Annotated in this window: 15 protein-coding genes and 4 pseudogenes; 8 read left to right on the forward strand and 11 right to left on the reverse strand. The window is 56.2% G+C overall.

Going from position 1 to position 20,037, the window contains the following annotated elements; all coding sequences use genetic code 11:
* Positions 1-2: 2 nt before the first annotated feature.
* From CFBP5473_RS16370 to CFBP5473_RS16400, 7 genes are all read right to left on the reverse strand, one after another.
* Positions 3-1,067, reverse strand: coding sequence for a sugar ABC transporter substrate-binding protein (locus CFBP5473_RS16370; protein ID WP_027676266.1), 1,065 nt, complete (start codon positions 1,065-1,067; stop codon positions 3-5).
* A 78-nt stretch (positions 1,068-1,145) separates the two neighbouring features.
* A complete protein-coding gene (locus CFBP5473_RS16375) occupies positions 1,146-2,117 on the reverse strand; it encodes a sugar phosphate isomerase/epimerase family protein (protein WP_027676265.1) in 972 nt (323 codons plus the stop codon).
* A 231-nt stretch (positions 2,118-2,348) separates the two neighbouring features.
* Positions 2,349-3,269, reverse strand: a complete 921-nt coding sequence (gene rbsK, locus CFBP5473_RS16380; RefSeq protein ID WP_027676264.1) for a ribokinase — start codon at positions 3,267-3,269, stop codon at positions 2,349-2,351.
* 8 nt (positions 3,270-3,277) lie between these two features.
* Positions 3,278-4,201 carry a carbohydrate ABC transporter permease gene (locus CFBP5473_RS16385; RefSeq protein WP_027676263.1) on the reverse strand — a complete coding sequence of 308 codons (924 nt, stop codon included), beginning with the start codon at positions 4,199-4,201 and terminating at the stop codon, positions 3,278-3,280.
* 10 nt (positions 4,202-4,211) lie between these two features.
* Positions 4,212-5,321 (reverse strand): carbohydrate ABC transporter permease, encoded by a 1,110-nt coding sequence (locus CFBP5473_RS16390; RefSeq protein WP_027676262.1) that lies wholly within the window; start codon positions 5,319-5,321, stop codon positions 4,212-4,214.
* A gap of 100 nt (positions 5,322-5,421) precedes the next feature.
* Positions 5,422-7,083 carry an ABC transporter substrate-binding protein gene (locus CFBP5473_RS16395; RefSeq protein WP_027676261.1) on the reverse strand — a complete coding sequence of 554 codons (1,662 nt, stop codon included), beginning with the start codon at positions 7,081-7,083 and terminating at the stop codon, positions 5,422-5,424.
* A 59-nt stretch (positions 7,084-7,142) separates the two neighbouring features.
* Positions 7,143-8,204: an ABC transporter ATP-binding protein gene (locus tag CFBP5473_RS16400; protein ID WP_027676260.1), complete on the reverse strand. Its 1,062-nt coding sequence runs from the start codon at positions 8,202-8,204 to the stop codon at positions 7,143-7,145.
* Positions 8,205-8,559: 355 nt separating this feature from the next.
* Here CFBP5473_RS16400 and CFBP5473_RS16405 point away from each other — a divergent pair, with 355 nt between their 5' ends.
* Positions 8,560-9,000 carry an RbsD/FucU family protein gene (locus CFBP5473_RS16405; protein ID WP_027675888.1) on the forward strand — a complete coding sequence of 147 codons (441 nt, stop codon included), beginning with the start codon at positions 8,560-8,562 and terminating at the stop codon, positions 8,998-9,000.
* 197 nt (positions 9,001-9,197) lie between these two features.
* Here CFBP5473_RS16405 and CFBP5473_RS25385 read toward each other — a convergent pair.
* The 3 genes and pseudogenes from CFBP5473_RS25385 to CFBP5473_RS16420 all read right to left on the reverse strand — a co-directional run.
* Positions 9,198-9,284, reverse strand: a pseudogene (locus tag CFBP5473_RS25385) (flavin reductase family protein); the annotation flags it as partial.
* Between the two features lie 110 nt (positions 9,285-9,394).
* Complete coding sequence (atzF, locus tag CFBP5473_RS16415) at positions 9,395-11,200, reverse strand: allophanate hydrolase (RefSeq protein ID WP_027675889.1); 1,806 nt, start codon at positions 11,198-11,200, stop codon at positions 9,395-9,397.
* Positions 11,200-13,023: pseudogene (locus CFBP5473_RS16420) on the reverse strand (carboxyltransferase domain-containing protein); the annotation flags it as partial. The pseudogene CFBP5473_RS16420 and the gene atzF, both read right to left, overlap by 1 nt.
* Between CFBP5473_RS16420 and CFBP5473_RS16425 the strand changes: the two are divergent.
* The 7 genes and pseudogenes from CFBP5473_RS16425 to CFBP5473_RS25715 all read left to right on the forward strand — a co-directional run.
* Positions 13,019-13,918 (forward strand): annotated as a pseudogene (locus tag CFBP5473_RS16425) (substrate-binding domain-containing protein); the annotation flags it as partial. The pseudogenes CFBP5473_RS16420 and CFBP5473_RS16425 sit on opposite strands and share 5 nt — an antisense overlap.
* 57 nt (positions 13,919-13,975) lie before the next feature.
* Positions 13,976-14,749: an SDR family oxidoreductase gene (locus tag CFBP5473_RS16430; RefSeq protein WP_027675890.1), complete on the forward strand. Its 774-nt coding sequence runs from the start codon at positions 13,976-13,978 to the stop codon at positions 14,747-14,749.
* 31 nt (positions 14,750-14,780) lie between these two features.
* Positions 14,781-15,773: a dihydroxyacetone kinase subunit DhaK gene (locus tag CFBP5473_RS16435; RefSeq protein WP_027675891.1), complete on the forward strand. Its 993-nt coding sequence runs from the start codon at positions 14,781-14,783 to the stop codon at positions 15,771-15,773.
* A 12-nt stretch (positions 15,774-15,785) separates the two neighbouring features.
* Positions 15,786-16,430 (forward strand): dihydroxyacetone kinase subunit DhaL, encoded by a 645-nt coding sequence (gene dhaL / locus CFBP5473_RS16440; RefSeq protein ID WP_027675892.1) that lies wholly within the window; start codon positions 15,786-15,788, stop codon positions 16,428-16,430.
* Positions 16,431-16,508: 78 nt separating this feature from the next.
* Complete coding sequence (locus CFBP5473_RS16445) at positions 16,509-18,608, forward strand: bifunctional sugar-binding transcriptional regulator/dihydroxyacetone kinase subunit DhaK (protein WP_084631686.1); 2,100 nt, start codon at positions 16,509-16,511, stop codon at positions 18,606-18,608.
* 46 nt (positions 18,609-18,654) lie between these two features.
* Positions 18,655-19,314, forward strand: coding sequence for a dihydroxyacetone kinase subunit DhaL (gene dhaL, locus CFBP5473_RS16450; RefSeq protein ID WP_027675893.1), 660 nt, complete (start codon positions 18,655-18,657; stop codon positions 19,312-19,314).
* Positions 19,311-19,583 carry a transposase gene (locus tag CFBP5473_RS25715; RefSeq protein ID WP_051441302.1) on the forward strand — a complete coding sequence of 91 codons (273 nt, stop codon included), beginning with the start codon at positions 19,311-19,313 and terminating at the stop codon, positions 19,581-19,583. The genes dhaL (CFBP5473_RS16450) and CFBP5473_RS25715 overlap by 4 nt, the downstream gene beginning before the upstream one ends.
* Before the next feature lie 115 nt (positions 19,584-19,698).
* On the opposite strand, the pseudogene CFBP5473_RS16460 reads toward CFBP5473_RS25715, so the two are convergent.
* Positions 19,699-20,004: pseudogene (locus tag CFBP5473_RS16460) on the reverse strand (ABC transporter substrate-binding protein); the annotation flags it as partial.
* Positions 20,005-20,037: the final 33 nt, after the last annotated feature.

The raw sequence follows: 20,037 nt of genomic DNA on the forward strand, positions 1-20,037 counted from the left end.
GATTACTGTGCAGTCTTGGCATCTTCCATCAGCACGGCGCGCACATCGACGCCCTCGCCCTGATAGCGGCTGAGATTATCGGAAGTGATCAGCGCCTGAGGGGTGGCGACCACGCGTGGCAACTTTTGACCGGCAACCAGACGCAGCGCGGCTTCCAGCGCAACTTCGCCCGTCAGAACCGGGAAGCTGTCAACCGTGCCGGTAAGTTCGCCCGCCTTGATCGACGCATAAGCATCGGAAATGCCATCGGTGCCGAAGACTGCGACCTTGCCAGCAAGACCGGCGGCCTTGACCGCTTCGACAATACCCAGCGCCATGCCGTCATTGTTGGCGTAAAAACCGATCAGGTCAGGATGCTGGTTGAGAATATTGGTGGCAGCATCGTAAGACGTCTGGCGATCCCAATTGCCGGGAACGCTGGCGACGACCTGAAATTTGTCGTTTTTAGTAATCGTGGATTTGAAACCGTCCGTGCGCTGCACCGCTGCATAAACACCGGCCTGACCTTCGACAATGGCAACCTTGCCGCCCTGTGGACGGTTTTTGATGAACCAGTTGGCAACACGGACTCCATTATCCCGCTGAACGTTACCGACATAATGTTCGGCCTGCGGGATTACGGCATCATTGACGTTGACAACTGGAACCTTGGCAGCCTTCGCCTGCTCGATGACCGGCTGAAGATTGGCGTCTGTCTGTGGCGAGACGAGCAGAACATTATATCCCTGCGTGATCATGCCTTCGGCAATGGTTAGCTGGCCTAGCTGGTCGCCTTCGCTCTGTGCGGCCTGATAGGCAACGGGAACGCCGACCTTCTTGCCGAAGGCCTCGTATCCAAGACCCAGCGAGCGCCAGTATTCATTGGTGAGAGTCTTGGATACCGCCCCTGCCTTCGTGCCCTCAGGCAATTTCGGGAAAGGCCCGAGCTTGGCTTCAAGCTGCGACCAGTCCATGCGATCCTTTTCCGTATCGGAATTGAGCGGCGCAAGTTCCTGCGCAAACGCCGCGCTGAACAGGACGCTGGCGGCAAGCCCGGCAACAAGCGTTGTCTTCATAAAGGTCTTCATCGGTTTCCTCCCAGATGGATTGTATCGGCACACCTTCGGCATGCGTTGTGACGAGGTTTTTGGATTTTCTGGCACAGATCAGCCGAGCATAAGCTCCTGAATGACGGCCTGCGCAGAAACGGCATCCTGACGTTCAACAGCGCCGGACAGGCGATTGTCCTGCTCGATGCGATCCACCACTTTCAGCATCCGCTTGACGGTCTGAATGTTGACTTCGCATTCGTGAACCGGGTCGAGACCCGTCATGTCAGGGAATGTGTCGAAATAGATCGCGCCATCGTAACCATCCTTGCGGATCTGGCGCAGAAGCTCGATCGTCTGCTGTGTGTGGACCGCGCCAACCATCAGACCGTCATCACGCTTGGCGTACCCGTCATTGAGGTGGACGCCGAGAACGCGGCTGTAACGAGCAATCAGGGCAGCGGCAAAGGCAGGCTGCTCGTCGGCATAGAGAACGTGAGCGAAATCCAGCGTCACGCCAAGGTTGGGCATGTCCACATCCTTGATGGCCAGAAGCGTCGTCGCGCAATCGGGCATCAGGCTGTAGGAACGCGGCTCGTTGGGCTTGTATTCGATGCTAACGAGGCAATCTGGATCATGCGCGCAAACTTCACGAATTCCATCAATCTCGTGTTGCCACAGCGTGTGGTAATCTGCCTGAAATGCATAATCGAAGCCATCTTGACCCAGCCATAGCGTCATGAGGTTGCTGCCAGCGGCGCGGGCGGCATCGATACCCTTCTTCGTAAGATCAATCGCCTCCCGGCGCACAGCCGCATCGGGATTGGTAAAAGCACCGATCTTAAACGCCGGATTGGTATAATAGCGCATGGCAAAGCCGTTGATTGCAAGGCCGAGATCGCCGATCTGGCGGGCAAGAACTGCCGGATCATCAGCCACATGGTCAGGATAATTCAGGTCAAGATCAGTCAGACCGTCAACCTTTGCAGCGCGCTTCGCCATCTGCAACATGGTCGGCTTGCCGGAAATATCAGGCCATTCGGCAGCAGGTTTTGAGGCAAAGGAATTCAGTCGGGTGGCGAATTTCAATTGGGTCACTGGTCTTGCTCACTTCAGTCGCTGTTGATGCAACTTCACAAATTAAAACTATTTTGTAAAGCTATATATGTTGTGCATTGCATCAATTCGTGTCGGAGCCACCGTTTTAAGACGTTATTCCGCGCTTCAAGGACGCGTGAAATCAGCCGCGAAGCTCTTTGCAGCTATGGTGGCCTGGCATGAGAAGAAAAGCCGCGAGTCGCGCAGCCAAATACGATGGCGTCAGCGCGCCATCACGGCTTCAATTTCGGCAAGCATCGGCATTGCAGGGGCTGTCCCACGCCGGGTCACGGCAATACCGGCGGTCGCGCAACCGAACCGCACCGCCTGAAGCGGCTCTGCGCCACGCGAAAGCGCAGCCGCAAACCCACCCACGAATGCATCCCCCGCGCCGGTCGTATCAATGGCCGGACCGCAGGAGACGGCAGGCACATGAACGGATTGGCTCGGCGCATGAAACAACACGCCCCGCGCGCCAAGCGTGATGATGGCCACGCCCACACCGCGAGACAGGAAAATGCCGCCAGCGCGCTTGGCATCATCAAGCGTATCGATTGGAAAACCGACAAGCGCGGCAGCTTCCGTCTCATTCGGAATAATGAAGTCACAAAGGCTGTAGACGTCCTCCGGGAAGGTCTCCGCCGGTGCGGGGTTGAAAATTGTTGTGACACTGGCGTTGCGCGCAATTTCCAAGGCATGTCGCGCGGCTTCTACCGGCTGTTCCAGCTGGGTGACGAAAACGGAGGATTGCGCAATTGTGTCGCGTGCCGCTTCCACATCGCCAACACCAATCGTTCCTGCTGCTCCCGCATAAACGATGATGGCATTGTCGCCCGTGCTGTCATTGACATAGATGAAAGCGGCACCGGTCGGCTGATCATCCATGACCGTCAACTTCGCCGTCACCCCGGCATCTTTGTAAGTCTTCAGCGCCAGATCGCCGAATGTGTCTCGGCCGATCTTGGAAATGAAAGACACATCAGCGCCTGCGCGCGCCGCGGCAACGGCCTGATTGGAGCCCTTACCGCCCGGACCGACCGAGAAACCGCTGCCGGTAATGGTTTCGCCCACAGCAGGCATGCGGGGCGCGAGATAGGCGGTATCGGCAACGAAAATACCAAGAATGGAAACCCCTGATTTCATTCCAGACCTCATTTTACGGCGCCTGCGGTGAGGCCCTTCACGATATAGCGTTCAAGGAAGATGCCGACGAGAACGAGCGGCATTATGGCCGCCGTAGCAATCGCCGCCATCGACCACCAGTTGATGCCCTGTGAACCTGTTTGGCTGGCCACCATGACCGGCAGCGTCTTCGCATTCGAACTCGTCAGCAGCGCGGCGAAGAAATACTCGTTCCAGCATAGGATGACCGAAAGGATGAAGGCCGCGACCATACCGGGCAAGGCGATGGGCAAAACGATGCGCAAAAACGCACCCCAGATCGAGCAGCCATCCACCAGTGCCGCCTGTTCGAGTTCCACAGGTATCGTATCGAACTGATCGCGCATAATCCATATGACGATGGGCAGCACCATCAGCGTATAGACGAGGATAAGGCCGACCAGCGTGTCGAGAAGCATCAGATGCTTGTAGAGAACCAGAAAAGGCATCGCCAAAACGACAGGCGGCAAGATGAGCTGCGACAGGAAGAAGAAGGAAATGTCCTTGTTCTTCATCCAGAGAAATTTGTAGGAAAAACGACTGAGGCCATAAGCCGCCAGCGAGCCGATCAGCACGGCCAGAAACGATGCACCAGCCGAGGCCACGATACTGTTGAGAAAGCGGCGAATGAATTCATCGCGAACCGTCGATTGCGCAAAGATCGTATCGGGCGAGAGACCAAGCGAGCGCCAACCTTTCCAATCCGGCGTGAAGTCAACGAAAGGAATGAGATGCCCTTGCGTTACATTGACCGCCGTCTTGAAGGACGTGGTGATGGTCCAGTATATCGGAAACAGCGACACGAAAGCCCAGAACACCAAAGCCGCATAAATCAGCAGACTGCTGGTCAAGAACTGCGGGCGGCGAGACCAGAGGTTTGGTCGTGGGGTGGATGTTTCAAGATGTGTTGCCATCTGCCTAGCCTCAATTATCGCGCTGCATCCACCGGCTCGCCCCTTTGAGGATGAGCGCGACGAAAATGATGATGATGACGAGATAGAATTCCGCAAGCATGGTGCCGTAGCCCACATTGGAGCGGTCTCGGTATTCACGGAAGATGAAGCTGGAAACGGTATCGGTCGCTCCGCCCGGTCCACCTGCAGTTACGTTGATGACGATATCGGCCAGCTTCAGCTGAAAAATGACACGCAGAATGATGACCGTTATGCTGACTGGCAGCATCAGCGGAAAGGTGATTTCCTTGAAGCTCTGCCACCCGGACGCTCCATCCACCTTCGCCGCTTCCTTGATTTCGGAGGGCAAGGCCTGAAGACCCGCAAGCAGCAGGATCATCATGAAGGGAATGGACACCCAAGCATCCATGGCCATGATCGAAGTCCGCGCCAACCATGGCGTCGAGAAGAATGCCGGATTGTCCCAGCCGAGGTGGCGCGCAAGCGTCGCCGCTGGCCCGAAACGATATTCCATCAGCGATTTGCCGATCATCCAGCTCACGGCAACGGGGCTCAACATCAGCGGCAGCAGGAACGCGACACGAAAGAACTTACGCGCCTTGATCTCCGCATTCAGCAACAATGCCAGCCCGAAGGCGATGGCATATTGCACCAGCACCGACAGAACATAATAGACCATGTTCAGCAGCGCGTTCCAGAAATAGCGATCCGCAAACAGCGTGCGCAGATTATCAAGCCCGTTGAAACGGCGGCCCGCCACAGCGCTCAGGTTCCAGTCGGTAAAAGCGATGTAGAGGCCGAAGACCGTCGGAAAAACCACCATGGCAACAGTGAAGAGAACGGCTGGCAAAACGAAAGCCGCCCGCTGCCCCGCCTCCCCACGGATCATCACCTGCGCAGCACAAAGCGCCACAGCCCATATGATGTAAGCAAACAGCAGTGGTCGCCAGCTGACGAAACCAAAGGTCGTGATGCCCGCCACGTCAGCTATCTGCGCAAGGAGGACGCCAAAGAGCAGCACCGTCGCGGCCATGAGCAACAGCTTTCCGCGCCGCGCGGAGCTCGGTGGAACGATGGTCCGCTCCACTGGGCTAATGGTTTGCGTGATCGTATGCGACATGAGCAGACCTCTGGGCTGGCGAGCCGAACGGGAGACTTGGTGACTCAGGCGGAAAAACCAACCGCCTGAGCAATTGCAAACTAAAGATCTGCACCAGGCATCATGCCCCGAGCGAGGCCTTGTAGAGTGCAATCTGCTTGTCACGCCCCAGCTGGTCCGTCAGCTTCTCCCACGCGGCAGCAATGGCATCCGCCCCCGCCTGTGCGCTGGCCTGACCGGCAAACACCTTGGCAAGCTCGTCTTCCGCGATGCTGTAATATTGGAAGATACCGGGAATACGTGGTTCGATGGCAGCGTTGGGATGGTTGTAGGAGTTGGATTGTGAGGCGAGATAGTTCGAGATGAACGCCTCGTCATAGCCCGCCGTCACCCATTCCTTGATGTCGAACTGGCTCTTGCGATAGCACTGGAAGCCGGATGGATAGGCCGCCGTCCACAGCGCAATGTCCTTGCCGCCCAGATGGGCCGCCGCGCTCCAGGCCGCCTTTTTCTTTTTCTCATCGCTGTCGACCCGCGACATGACGTAAACGCCCCATCCGAGATAGGCCATGTTCGGCGCATGGTTCGGGCCGCTCGCCAACTTCTCCCATTTGCCGGTCTTCGAATTATAGACATCGTCAGAACCTGGCAGAATATCGAAACCAATGGTGTCGCCCACGACAGAACTATCGCTGGTGCGTGCGGCAGCACCGACATCACCCCACCACGAGACCATCGAGCCGGTTCCAGCAAGAAACTGCTGGAAGGCTGTGGTGCCGGGGTCGGCGTTTAACTGATCGCCCGCTTCAGATGGCAGAGCATCGATAACGTCCTGAATGGCACGAACCCAGGCAGGGTTGTTGATGCGCGGTTTCATCGTGTCAGCGTCGAACAGCCAAGCCTTGTCATCCGGGTGCTTGGCATAGGCCGTCGCACGGCTGCCGAGGAAGTAGAAGCCGAAACCACCCCAAGCCTTTGGCGCATCGAGATAACCGATCGCATCACCGCCGGCGACGGTTTTGCCCTTGAGGAATTTGGTGACTTCCTGAACCTTCTGCCAGGTTTTCGGCACGCCCCACTCGCCCTCATGGCCCTCGTCCTTCCAGGCTTTGGCAAGGTCGGCATCGGTGAAGTAATCGGTGCGATAATTGAAGTTGTGGCAGTCGCCATCGACAGACACGCGGTAGGTTCTGCCATCCCATGTGCCCACGGGCGCTTTCAGGTAATCGACATAGTCGTCCATATCGATCTGCGCCTTGACCCAATCCGGCATCTCGGAGGCCAGCCCCTTGCCGCAAACATCACCCTCGAAGGGCGCACCCATCTCGAGTATGTCGAAATCGACTGTGCCAGTAGCGATGGCCTGTTGCAGACGCGGATTATAATCCGCCTGCGCCAGATCGATCCAGGTAATCTTGGCACCTGTATAATCTTCCCAGGGCTTCAGAAAGCCGCGAAACAGAACATTGTGAAGGTTCTGATTGTTGAGGCCCATGAAGGAAAGCTCGACACCGGCAAATTCGCCCTGTTTGACGTTTTTCTTCGTCGCCTCCAGACACATCTCGCCAACCTTCTGCCAGTCGGCATCGGTTGGAGAGCCCTTGCCGACACCCGGCACCTGCAATATCTGGCTGCGCAAGGATGCGTCCTGCGCATAAGCTGCTCCGAACGGGCCCATCATACTGCCTGCAGCTGCCACGGCACCCAGACTTGCACCCGTCTTCAAGATGGCACGGCGGCTCAAGCCGATAGCCATCATTCTCTCGAAATCACTGACTTTCATGCGGTTCTCCTCCCGTTGATTTGATATCGTCGCTTTTCTCCTCACGGCGACGACCAGATTCACTCCAGTCTCAATCCGCTTTCCCCATCGAAAAGATGGACCAGCGCAACATTCGGCGTCATTGCAATCGTGCCGCCCGCGGGCTCTTCCACGCGATCGCGAAACACTCCGATGATCTTCTGCTGGCCGAGCTTGGCAAAGACCTGGGTTTCCGAGCCTGTCGATTCCACCACCGTCACCTGCGCGCTGACAGCACCGCCAAGCGTGAAATGTTCCGGTCGGATACCATAGAAGGCAGATCTGCCATCGGAACCGGCAGGCGCGCGCGATAGCGGCAAGCGAACGCCATCATTCGTCTCGAAATAGGGTTCAGCGGCATTGCGAATATGCCCCTTGATCAGGTTCATGGATGGAGAACCGATGAAACCGGCAACGAAAGTATTTGCGGGCTTATCATAAAGCGCCAGCGGCGAGCCGATTTGTTCCACGCGCCCGTCCCGCAGCACGACAATACGGTCGGCCATCGTCATGGCTTCTACCTGGTCATGCGTCACGTAGATCATGGTCGTTGCCAAACGTCGCTGCAATTCCTTGATTTCAGCCCGCATCTGCACGCGCAGCTTTGCATCGAGGTTGGACAGCGGCTCATCGAAGAGAAAAACTTTGGGATCGCGAACAATCGCTCGTCCCATAGCCACACGCTGGCGCTGGCCGCCAGAAAGCTGGCGTGGGTAACGGGCAAGATAGGGCGTAAGATCAAGGATTTCAGCCGCTTTATGGACGCGGGCGTCGATATCCGCTCTCGTTTCTCCACGCATTTTCAGCGCGAAGCCCATATTCTCGGCCACTGTCTTGTGGGGATAAAGCGCGTAGCTTTGGAACACCATGGCAATATCGCGATCCTTCGGAGGCAGGTCGTTGACCACCTTGCCATCGATCTGGATATCCCCGAAAGTGATCGGCTCAAGCCCCGCCACCATGCGCAGCAAGGTCGATTTTCCGCAGCCGGACGGGCCCACCAAAACGACAAATTCGCCGTCGGGTATTTCAACGGAAACGCCATGGATCACCGTCAGGCTTCCGTAGGCTTTTCCGACATTGACGATGTTCATCGATGCCAAAAGCTGTTCTCCTCCCACGGCGTCGCACACTCCCGCGACACTGTGCCTCCCTGTGAACGGGCGAACACAGCCCTCCAGCCATATTCGCCACGATCATGTTATTCTCGGAAGAACACATCCGTTTCTCAAACTTCACATATATTTATTTTTTTGTAAATTAGGTCGTCGCTAAATTTTCGAGAATTTTCGAATTAACAGTATAAATGGAAATTAAGGCCCAAATTCATTGATAAATTCGGTCATGCGACCTTATTTCTCCTTTCTTCCTTGGGCGCGTTAGCGCAAACCGATTGCGGACATTACAATCATGATGTATTCCGTGAAGAGAAACTCTGCGATTCTGGGAGGAGAAGCAGTGCTCAAAGGGATTGAACCGATCATCAACGCTGAACTGCTTTATGCCCTGATGCTCATGGGCCATGGCGATCAGTTGGTTTTATGCGATATCAATCATCCCGCACAAACCATCGCGCGTCAAACAACGTATGGCCGCCTGATCGATGTTTCCGGCTGCGGCCTGGAACGTGCGGCGGAGGCCATTTTGAAGCTTTTCCCCCTGGACACATTCGTCGATGCGCCGGTGAAACGCATGCAAATCGTCGGCGATCCCAATGGACAGGTTCCGATTTTCGCAAAGATGCAGGCGGTAGTCGATAGCGCGGAAGGGCGACCGATTGAAATTGAGGCGCTGGAGCGCTTCGAATTTTATAAGGCCGCAAAGGCTTCGTTTGCCATCGTGCGCACCTCCGATCCCGGACCCTATGGTTGCTTCATCTTCAGCAAAGGCGTTGTTTGATTTCTAGCCACGGTCGCGAGAGAAGCGGCTGATCATTTATTCTTCCCTAGACAGCTGCCAGAGGCGGCAACCAGGAGCAATGGTGGCGACTACTGGGCTGCTGTGCCGATAGGCGTTAACAACGTCAAGGTTCTGAGAACCATCAGGCTCGGAGCTTCTCAATCAAACGAGGTCGGGCTGGCCCGAGACGTCACTCGGGCGCAAATCTCCATTTGATCGACGAGGGCGTTGTCGCAGATATGCACGGTAAATTCCCCGGTTTCGCGAATATTGCGTGCAATCGGCCTCACATTCTTCGAGCCCGATACATTTCTGCTCGCGATGTCAGGATTTCGATTAAAACTTTTCGCAAGGCAATCAGGTAGCACCTCATAGTGTCGTTCGTCCTCGTTCCTTAATTTTTTATCGACTGAATGTAGGCTCGCCATCCACCGAGATGGGTGATTTCCACCGCGCCTTCGGTGGCATGGGCTTCGCAGAGAAAGCCGGAAAACTGGCTGCCATCCTCCAGCGTTACCTTGCCGATGCCGAGAGGAGCGGGAATATTCGCCACGAAGCGACCGAAAGTTTCCGGGGTCACTTTCCATAGTTCGACGGCGAGACCGGGGCCGGTAAAGCCAGGCGTGCGTATCAAACCGGGTTTCGGCGGTATGGTGTTGGGCAGCACGAAAAGCCGGTAATCCACAGCCGTTCGGCATGCTTTTATCAACTTGCCGCCGGGACCGGTCAGTTCGTGGTTGAGCGGCATGCCGGAGAGATGTGCGCCGACGACGATCAGGGACACAAGGCCGTCGATTGGCTCCGCCACACAAGAGGAAAGTGGCAAAGGCACCGACTTGTCACAGCCCATCCCCACGGCAAGTGCCCGGTGCATTGCATCTGCGAAGGGCGCCAGCGCATCGTCGGAGAAGGCCGGGCCAAACAGTGTGATACCGGCTGGCAGGTGACCTTGAGGATCGAAACCTGCAGGGATCGCGATTGCCGCATAACCGAACAGGTTGGCGAAATTGGTATAGCGACCCAGGTGCCCGTTTTTTGCAATCGGGTCGGCCAACATGTCCGCGACCGTATAGGTCGTCGGCGATGTCGGTAGCATCAACACGTCGACGGTCTCCCATGTCGCCCGTGTTTTCTGGCGAAGCGCCTCCAGCCTGTAAATGCCTTCAAATGCATCGACAGCGCTATATTGTGCGGCACCGGAAATAATGGTTCGAACGGTCGGATCGAAATCCGCCGCATTGGACGTGATGAAATCCTTCACTGCCGCAAGCCGCTCCGCCACCCACGGACCGTTGTAGAGAAGCTCCGCTGCCTGCCGAAACGGGGCATAATCGAATGGCACGATTTCGGCACCCAGTGCCTTTGCGCGTTCAATCGCAGCATCATAGAGCGCTTCATAGGCGTGGTTGCCATAAAACTCTCGCTCGTCCTTCGCCAGGACACCGACCCGCAGACCTTTCGAAGGGAGGTTAGTGGGTTGTGCCGCTTTCGAGAACGGATCGACGGGATCATACCCTTCCATGACTTTGCGGATGACGACGCCATCTCCGACCGTGCCAGCGAAGACCGTCACCACATCCACGGAACGGCAAGCGGGCACCACACCGGCATTTGAAACCAGCCCTGGGGTCGGCTTTATTCCCACGAGATTGTTGAAGGCGGCAGGCACGCGGCCAGAGCCCGCCGTATCCGTGCCAAGCGCAAAGCTTGCGAGGCCCGAAGCAACGGCAACGGCTGAGCCTGACGAAGAGCCGCCGGAAATATAGGCCTTGTCGAAAACGGATCTCGGCGCGCCGTATGGGGATCGCGTACCGTTGAGACCGGTCGCGAACTGGTCGAGATTGGTCTTGCCGATCACTAGCGCCCCGGCATCTCTCAGCCGCCTCACGACCGTTGCATCTTCCTTCGGCTGATAGGCGAAGGCTGGGCAACCGGCCGTGGTCGGCAGGCCCGCGGCATCGATATTGTCCTTCACTGCGAATGGCACGCCCCAGAGCGGAAGGCTGTTCGGGTCCGGTGCACGCGCCATGAGATCGCGTGCGGCATTCCTCAACTCCTCCGCAGGCGTTTTCGAAATGAATATAGCCGGATCGTCGGATGCCGCGATCCGGCGCAGTACCTCTTCAACGAGATCAAGGGGTGAAAGCCCGCCGGCATAGGCCGCCTTTAGCGATGAAAGATCAAGAAAAAGAGGAAACATCATGCATTCTCCAGAACGACGAGGACATCGCCAGCTTTAATGTTGCGGCCCGGCCCTGCCCTGAGATCGCGAACGCGACCGGGCGCATGGGCGGTGACGGTGATTTCCATTTTCATGGATTCGATGATGGCGAGCGTATCTCCGGCGGCAACGGCCTGGCCCTCTTCCACAAGCACTTTCCAGACATTGCCGGGCACGGCGCTTTCCACCCCGAAGCACCCATCCGGGATGTCGCCGCCGGGACCGGAATCACTGCTTTCATCGACGATGAACGTGTCCAGACCCTGCTCTTTCCAGCGCTGCCGCTCTGCCTCGAAAGCGGCCTGCTGGCTGGATTTGAAGGCGCCGATACCGGCGGCGTTACGGGCCAGTTCCGCCTCATAGGCTGCGAATGAAAACTCTCCATCCTCGATACGGATCGGATAGCCACCATGGGGAAAGGCCGCCCGCGCTTCCGTCAGCTCATCGTGGCTGACAGGGAAAAAGCGCACCTGATCGAAGAAATCGAGCAGCCAGGGTTTGTCTTTGCCGAAGACCGAAGTCTGACGCCATGTATTCCACATCTGGATCGTGCGACCGAAAAGCTGGTATCCGCCGGGCCCTTCCATGCCGTAGATACACATATAGGCACCACCGATCCCGACCGCGTTTTCCGGCGTCCAGGTGCGTGCCGGATTGTACTTAGTCGTGACAAGCCTGTGACGCGGATCGAGAGGTGTGGCGACCGGTGCGCCGAGATAGACATCGCCCAACCCCATCACCAGATAGGACGCGTCGAAAATGGTCTGCTTCACAGCCTCCTCGTCGGCGAGACCGTTGATGCGGCGGATGAATTCGATATTCGACGGGCACCATGGCGCATTGGGGCGCACCAGTTCCTGATATTTGCGCATGGCAAGCTTAGCATCAGGGTCGTTCCAGGAAAGCGGAAGCCAGACCGTGCGGCTCGGAACCTTGACCGACTGCACCGAAGGCATGCTGTCTTCGATCTCCGACAACAGACCCAGCAGCCTCGTGCGGGCAAGGCTGGATCCGTCATAATGGATTTGCAGGGAGCGGATGCCCGGCGTCAGGTCGATCACGCCCGGAAGTTTCGCCTCCCTGACTGCTTCCATCAGCAAATGGGCGCGCAGTCGCAGTCCGACATCGAGCTGCATCGATCCGTATTCCACGAGAATATTGTCATCGCCCTGGCGGCGATAGACGACCGGCACGTCCCGTTCCCTGTTTTCGGCAAGGATTGGAGAACCTGCGACCTCGCCGATCCCGTTCACCACGGGGCCGGCCACAGGATCGTCCTCGCGAGTAACGGCGTGAAAACGAATTTTATCCCCCGGCCTGAACTGGCCCATCTTCCATTGCTCATCGGCAGCAATGACCGCAGGGCAAACAAAACCGCCGAGCGAAGGTCCATCCGGTCCGAGGATGATCGGCATGTCGCCGGTAAAATCAATCGCGCCTATGGCATAGGCATTGTCATGCAGGTTTGAGGGGTGCAGCCCCGCCTCTCCGCCATCCGTGCGGGCCCATTTTGGTGCAGGGCCGATCAGGCGAACACCGGTTCTGGCCGAATTGAAATGAACCTCGTATTCGCTGGAAAAAAGCGTTTCGATATCCTCTTCGAGGAAGAAATCCGGTGCGCCATGGGGGCCGTAGAGCACCCCCACCGACCAGTCACGAACGAGTTCCGCTGGCTCCTTCGCGGGCTCGATGTCGGTTTGAGGCATTTTTGCCAGACGCAATACGTGACCGGCGCGAAGAGTGCCGGTGGCATTGCCGCCAAATTGCCCCAGCCCAAATGTGGCGCGGGACCCCATCGCAACGACCTACGGCCTCAACGCCGAGTTTATGCAGCTGTGGTCCGCCGCGCTGAAACAGCACCCCGCCGTAAAGAGCGGCGAAGTCGAGCTTACAGTGTTCGACGGACGCTATGACGCGTTAGTGCAGCAGGAACAATTCAACACGATGATCACGCAGAAGTTCGACGCGATTATTTTCGTGCCAATGGACGTGGAAGCCGGTGCCGCCGCGGTGCAGGCCGCGCATGATGCAGGCATTCCCGTCGTCGGCTCGAATGCTCGCGTAAACTCCGACCTGCTGACCTCCTATGTCGGCTCGAATGACGTGCAGGCTGGCGAAATGGAAGCCAAGGCCGTTCTAGACAAGATGGGTTGCAAGGGCAACCTCGTCATTCTTGAAGGTCCTATCGGTCAGTCCGGACAGATTCAGCGCCTTGAAGGCAACCAGAAGGCATTGAAGGCCTGCCCTGACGTCAAGGTTCTGGAAACACAGACGGCAAACTGGTCGCGTGCAGAAGCGCAGACGCTAATGGAAAACTGGTTGACATCTCACCCCGGTCAGATCAACGGCGTCATCGGTCAGAACGATGAGATGGCATTGGGCGCAATCGAAGCCATCAAAGCGGCAAAGCTCAATGTTTCCGATTTTGCCATCGCTGGCGTAGATGGCGTGACCGACGCGATCAATGCCGTCAAAGCTGGCCAGATGGCGTCTATCCTGCAAGACGGCAGTGCTCAGGCACAGGGCGCGATGGATATCGCCATCAAGGCTGTAAAACCGGACTACAAGCCGGAATCCGGTATCTGGACGCAATATCCGGATATGAAGTGGAACGACGGCAAGGATAAGACCTATCTCGTTCCGTGGACGGTCGTGACGACCGAGAATGCAGACAAGCTGTTGGAATCGCGCAAGTAAAGTCGAATACCGGGGCGGCGGCGCCGCCCCTCTCTCCCATGACGAAGAGTAGAAAACATGATCGATACAGCTCCACAGATTGACCTCAATTTTCCGCTGACCGGCAAGATCGCACTTGTAACGGGCGGTGCCTCGGGTATTGGCGCGGCGATTGCCGATGCCTTTGCGAAAAAGGGTGCTACCGTTGCGGTTCTGGATATCAATATCGATGTTGCGAAACTGAAGGCTGACTCACTCGGCAATGGTTCCAAGCCATTTGCCTGTGACGTTTCGAATGTCGCCTCAGTCAACACAGCGGTAGCTGATGTACTGACCGCGTTCGGGCACATTGATATCGCAGTGAACTCCGCGGGCGTGGTTTATCTGGCACCGGCAGAAGATATTTCGCTGGATGACTGGGACAAGACGATCAACATCAATCTAAAGGGTAGCTTTCTCGTCACCCAGGCTGTTGGACGCGCTATGATCGCTGCGGGCAAAGGCGGAAAGATCATCAATATGGCTTCGCAGGCTGGCACCGTGGCAATTGAAGAACACGTCGCTTACTGCGCATCGAAATTCGGCGTTATCGGCATGTCGAAAACCTTTGCCGCCGAATGGGGCAAGCAGGGGATTTGCGTCAACACTCTTTCGCCAACCATTGTGCTGACTGAACTCGGCAAGAAAGCTTGGGCTGGAGAAAAGGGTGAGGCCGCGAAAAAGAGAATACCAAACGGGCGGTTTGCCTATCCCGAAGAGATCGCCGCCGCCGCCGTATTTCTGGCATCTGATGGCGCGAACATGATTAACGGAGCCGATTTGCTGATAGATGGCGGTTACACCATCCTTTGAACGGGCTCGCCTTGGAATTTAAGGAGATATTATGCAGCGATTTATCAATGATCCGGATCAGGTTGTAGAAGACACTGTCAAAGGCTTCGTAAAGGCACATTCGGATATTCTTCGTTTGGCAGATAACCCACGTGTGGTCGTCGCCAAAAACGCCCCGGTTGCTGGCAAGGTTGGCGTAATCACGGGCGGTGGCTCGGGTCACGAGCCCGGCTTCATGGGATATACCGGTCACAACATGTTGGACGCGGTTGCTATTGGAGAACTTTTCTCCTCTCCCACGGCCAAAAGCTTTCATGATGCGATGAAGGAAGTCGATGGCGGCGCAGGCGTTGTCTGCCTTTACGGCAATTATGCTGGCGACAATATGAACGTAAAAATGGCGATTAAACTCGCCGCCAAAGACGGCATTGAGGTTGCCACCGTTGTAGCAAATGATGACGTATGCTCCGCGCCTGCAAACGAGCGTGAAAAACGCCGCGGCGTAGCTGGCGAGATATTCATGTGGAAGATCGGCAGCGCCAAAGCTTCAGCAGGCGGAAGCCTTGAGGAGGTCAGAGCTGCTGCTCAGAAGGCCATAGATAGTTGCCGATCAATAGGCATCGGCCTTGGTCCCTGCACTCTGCCAGCAGTTGGGCATCCGAATTTTCAAATCGAGCCTGGCACCATGGAAGTCGGAATTGGCCATCACGGGGAACCTGGTGTCCGGGTCGAACCGCTTAAGACGGCTGCCGAAATCGCCAAGGACATGAGCAAGATCGTTCTGGATGACCATAATCTGCCGGCGGGAACTGAGGTTGCCGTCTTGGTATCGGGCCTTGGCGCAACGCCTCTGAATGAGCTCTATATTCTCAACGACACGATTGAATCGGAAGTCACCGGTCGCGGTCTGAGTGTCTACAAAACATATGTCGGCAACTATTTCACGTCGTTGGAAATGGTTGGGGCGACGCTGACCGTCTTTGCGCTCGATGACGAAATGAAAGCGCTTCTCGACATCGAAGCCAATTGCACCATGAAGCTCTAAGGAACGGCAACCATGCAAACATTCAAGAACGGCTCCGCCGCGCCAATCGTCCTGTCTATTGCCGAACGCATCATCGAAAATCGCGCCTACCTCAGTGAGATCGATGGCAAGATCGGCGATGGCGACCATGGGGTAAACATGGCCAAGGGTTTCAACACGGCCGCGGAACGCTTGAAGGGCGAAGACAAGACGCTAGGTGAAGCCTTCGAAGTCCTCGGCTCCGTGCTGATGACCGAAATAGGCGGCTCGATGGGCCCGCTTTACGGCGTCATGTTCACGGAGTTTTCTGAAAAGCTCGACGGTTGCCACAATATCGACGCGGCCACGTTCAGCGCCATGCTGCATGCAGGACTGGAAGGCATTCAGTCCATCGGTTCTGCAAAGGTTGGCGACAAGACGCTCATAGATGCCCTGGTGCCAGCCATCGAAGCTTTTGACACCGCTATCGCATTGGGAGAAACGTTTGAGAGCGGACTAGATAAGCTCGTTATCGCGGCTGAAAAGGGTCGGGATTCAACAATTGATCTGGTGGCCAAGATAGGACGTTCCAGCCGCCTTGGCGAACGCTCACTGGGTGTCCTCGACGCTGGCGCAACGTCCTGCGCCATCATTCTAAAGGAACTTTCTACCTCCGCGAAGACTCGCCTTAAGGGATAAATGCAATGCTTTGAGGCCGTTGCAGAACGCTGGAATTACGTCCATTGTCGTGCCTGAAAAGGGAGACATCGCGGAGAAATGACGACAAAACTATCGCAACAACGCAAGAATGGAGCGGGTAAGGCAAATCTGTCGGAAACATTTGACGCGATGCCGTTGCGTTATGGCGATGACCCCTATGTCTGGGCGTGCTGGCTTTATTACGAAGACGGCATGACGCAAGGGGAGATTGCCGATGCGATGGGCATCTCCCGTGCAACGGTGAACAGCTACCTCGCAGAGGCGCGTGAAAGAGGCATCGTCAACATTTCTATAGAGCCCGCGCGTCTCGCCTCACTAAAGGTAGCGGAGGAATTGAAGCACCATTTCGGCCTTGTCGATTGCCTCGTGGTGCCGAGCGACGACAGTTTCCGCCCCCTGATAGAGAGACTTGGTGTGGCGGGTGCCCAGGCTCTTCAACGACTGCTGAAATCCGGTGACACACTTGCCGTGTCCTGGGGGCGAACGGTACTTGCAGTCGGTGAGCAAGCGTTTTCACCCGTGCTACAGGACGTCACCGTCGTTCAGGCAACCGGCGGAACGCAGGCAAGTTTTACCTACACGCCGGAGCTTTGTGCATCTTCCATTGCCGAGGCTGTCGGCGGAAAACTGATCAACATCTCCGCACCCGCCATCGTCTCGACCGCCGAGGTTCGCGATATTCTCATGAGCGAGACGTTGATCGAAGGACAATTTCAGACATTAGCGAGGGCAACGAAAGCTCTCTTCGGCATCTCCTCACTACGCCCGAACTCGACCATCCATACCAGCGGTTTTTTTGAGTCCGTGTCCCTCAAGGACTATCTAACGAGAAACGCAGTCGGCGTCGTTGCCGGTCGTTTCATCGATGGGCACGGTCGCCCTATTTCCGGTCCACTGGATGACCGGACAATTGGCATTTCACTGGAGATGCTGAAGAATATCGATTTGCGCATTGCCGTTGCCGGTGGCTTCGACAAAGTTCCTGCAATCCTCGCCGCTCTTCGCGGTAGCTACGTCAACGTGCTTGTCACCGACGCAGCAACAGCACGCGGAATTCTCAAAGCTGATGGCGCTCCCGACATTGATCAGAAGGTGTCACATCGCGCGAAGACAGACAGTACCCTACTCCCGGCACCCGCGAACCAACGGATATACACCAAGAAATTTTTGAACAATCCCGACAGTGCCGTGGAGGAGATGCTGGATGGCATCACCAAGGCACATGCACGCTATCTCCACGCAATTGATAAATCACGGCGCGCCCTCGTCGCCTGCCATGGGCCAAGACCCGGCAAAGTCGGCCTCGTTATTGGCGGTGGCGCGGGCCATGAACCGGGTTTTTACGGCTATGTCGGCAAGGGACTAGCCGATGCAGTTGCAATCGGAAACGTCTTTTCGTCACCCCCACCCGGTCCTATTTTAAGATGCACGGAAGCAGCATCGGGTGGAGAGGGCGTGCTGTTCGTATATGGCAATTATGCGGGTGACGTCATGAATTTCGAAATGGCCGCCGAGATGGCAGAAGCCAAGGGAATTCCGGTACGGACGGTGTTGACAACAGACGATATCGCTTCGTCACCGATAGAGGACCGTGAGGGTCGCCGTGGAGTGGCCGGTAACCTGTTCATCTTCAAAATAGCGGGTGCTGCCTGCGACTTGGGTTTTCCCCTTGCGCGCTGCGAGGCAATTACCCGTAAGGCCAATGATCGCACTTACACGGTCGGAGTCGCATTGGAACCTTGCTCGATGCCCCAGACACGTCGCTATAACTTCGGCATAGGGCCTGAAGATATAGAGTTCGGAATGGGCATTCATGGCGAACCCGGTGTCGCCCGCGAGAAAATGAGCACCGCCGATACCATCGTCGACAAGGTCCTCAACCGTATTTTTTCAGAGATGAAGCCTGCGGCGGGAGGCCGAGTTGCTGTCTTGGTCAACTCCTTTGGCAGCACGCCGATGATGGAACTGTACATTCTGTTCAGGCGTGTCGAACAACGGTTGTCTGCAAAAGGCATTATCATCACTGCTAGCTGGGTTGGACACTATTGCACTTCCCTCGACATGGTCGGCGCTTCGATATCGATCTTGGATCTCGATGATGAATTAAGCTCGCTTCTGGCGCACCCGTGCGACAGTCTGCTGTTGAAGGTTACTTAAGTATCTATGATTGGCGACTACGTTCGACCGATCGACGGAGGATATGATGTCTGTGTCTACCGCTCGAGTTCTTACCCATATGTTCAGCGAAATTTCGAAAGCAATCGACGCCGAGAAAGATCGCCTGACGGCTTTGGATGGAGCGATAGGTGACGCCGATCACGGTATCACTATGTCTTTAGGATTTAATGCAGTTACGACCCAACTTTCCAGCACAGACCTGGATACGGTGACGGCCTCAGAAGTGTTTACGATTGCAGCAACCACTTTTCTCAATGCTGTTGGCGCTTCCACTGGCCCGCTTTACGCAAGTGCTTTTCTAAACGTTGCTCAAGTATTTAAAAAACACCGCACTCTATCTATCGCCTGCCAAGTAGAAATGATTGAAGCGATAGCAGCAGGCATTCGGGCACGCGGAAAAGGAGAGCTCGGTGACAAGACAATGCTCGACGCATGGATTCCTGCCGCAGAAGCCGCAAAGCAAGCACAACTCCAAGGCGCAAACGCCGCCGACTTATGGACACGCATGACAGAGGCAGCGGACCGTGGAGCATATGCAACGCGTTCAATGGTTGCCGCGCGAGGAAGAGCGTTGAGGCTTGGGGAAAGAGCGCTAGGTCATATCGATCCAGGGGCAGCCTCAGCGGTGATTATTCTACGAGCGATGATGGAAAGCCTTTCTTGGACCGCTTTCGCTAGTGAATGAACGGTATTGCTTTTACGGCATGGATTCAACAAAGTCTTATACCGACTATGCAAAGGGACGATGTCGTCATCCTCGACAATCTGGGAAGCCATAAGAGAAAGCTCGCACGCAATACAATCCGCAATGCCGCGGCTCATCTCTTCTTCTTACCGCCTTATAAACCGGACCTTAATCCCATTAAAATGGTGTTTGCAAAGCTCAAGACACTCGTCAGAAAGTCTGACGAGCGAACCGTCGAAACACATGGAGTCGTACTGGAAAGCTTCTAAAAGCTTTGAGCCCGCAGGAGTGCCCAAACTATCCCAGACACAGGGTGTGGTTGAGTGAAAATCTCACAGATTCTGGGGTCATGGCAGGGAGTGCCTGCTACTGGATGACAGCAGTACCGGTGTGCGGCAGGGTGATGATGGCCTGAAACTCATCCGTCCAGGTAATGCCGACTAGCCGGGTGTTCCGGCCTTCGGAGCGAGCTCGAATGGGCGGCACATTGCCGCCATGGCGGAAAGACCATTCCAGCGTATGGTTGAAGTGGCTTTGCCTGATGGCGCGATCCGGAGAGTCGATGATGGATTTCAAGGCAACGCCCACATCGGCAAATGTCTTTTCCAGATAGCCCAATTGAGCCGCCAGACCAACGGGCGTGGGAACGGGGCAGCGCGTGTACCAGATTTCGGAAAGTGGCGTTGTCATCACATGTCCTCGATTTCGAGTACAAAAGGGAAG

Origin of the sequence: Agrobacterium larrymoorei, from assembly GCF_005145045.1 — a bacterium.
GTDB lineage: Bacteria > Pseudomonadota > Alphaproteobacteria > Rhizobiales > Rhizobiaceae > Agrobacterium > Agrobacterium larrymoorei.

Excerpts from the sequence above, each read along its gene's own strand:
- CFBP5473_RS16370 (WP_027676266.1), bottom strand. The coding sequence starts at position 1,067 with ATGAAGACCTTTATGAAGACAACGCTTGTTGCCGGGCTTGCCGCCAGC.
- CFBP5473_RS16435 (WP_027675891.1), top strand. The coding sequence starts at position 14,781 with ATGCAGCGATTTATCAATGATCCGGATCAGGTTGTAGAAGACACTGTC.
- atzF (WP_027675889.1), bottom strand. The coding sequence starts at position 11,200 with ATGTTTCCTCTTTTTCTTGATCTTTCATCGCTAAAGGCGGCCTATGCC.
- dhaL (WP_027675893.1), top strand. The coding sequence starts at position 18,655 with ATGTCTGTGTCTACCGCTCGAGTTCTTACCCATATGTTCAGCGAAATT.
- CFBP5473_RS16390 (WP_027676262.1), bottom strand. The coding sequence starts at position 5,321 with ATGTCGCATACGATCACGCAAACCATTAGCCCAGTGGAGCGGACCATC.
- CFBP5473_RS16445 (WP_084631686.1), top strand. The coding sequence starts at position 16,509 with ATGACGACAAAACTATCGCAACAACGCAAGAATGGAGCGGGTAAGGCA.
- CFBP5473_RS16385 (WP_027676263.1), bottom strand. The coding sequence starts at position 4,201 with ATGGCAACACATCTTGAAACATCCACCCCACGACCAAACCTCTGGTCT.
- dhaL (WP_027675892.1), top strand. The coding sequence starts at position 15,786 with ATGCAAACATTCAAGAACGGCTCCGCCGCGCCAATCGTCCTGTCTATT.
- rbsK (WP_027676264.1), bottom strand. The coding sequence starts at position 3,269 with ATGAAATCAGGGGTTTCCATTCTTGGTATTTTCGTTGCCGATACCGCC.
- CFBP5473_RS25715 (WP_051441302.1), top strand. The coding sequence starts at position 19,311 with ATGAACGGTATTGCTTTTACGGCATGGATTCAACAAAGTCTTATACCG.
- CFBP5473_RS16430 (WP_027675890.1), top strand. The coding sequence starts at position 13,976 with ATGATCGATACAGCTCCACAGATTGACCTCAATTTTCCGCTGACCGGC.
- CFBP5473_RS16395 (WP_027676261.1), bottom strand. The coding sequence starts at position 7,083 with ATGAAAGTCAGTGATTTCGAGAGAATGATGGCTATCGGCTTGAGCCGC.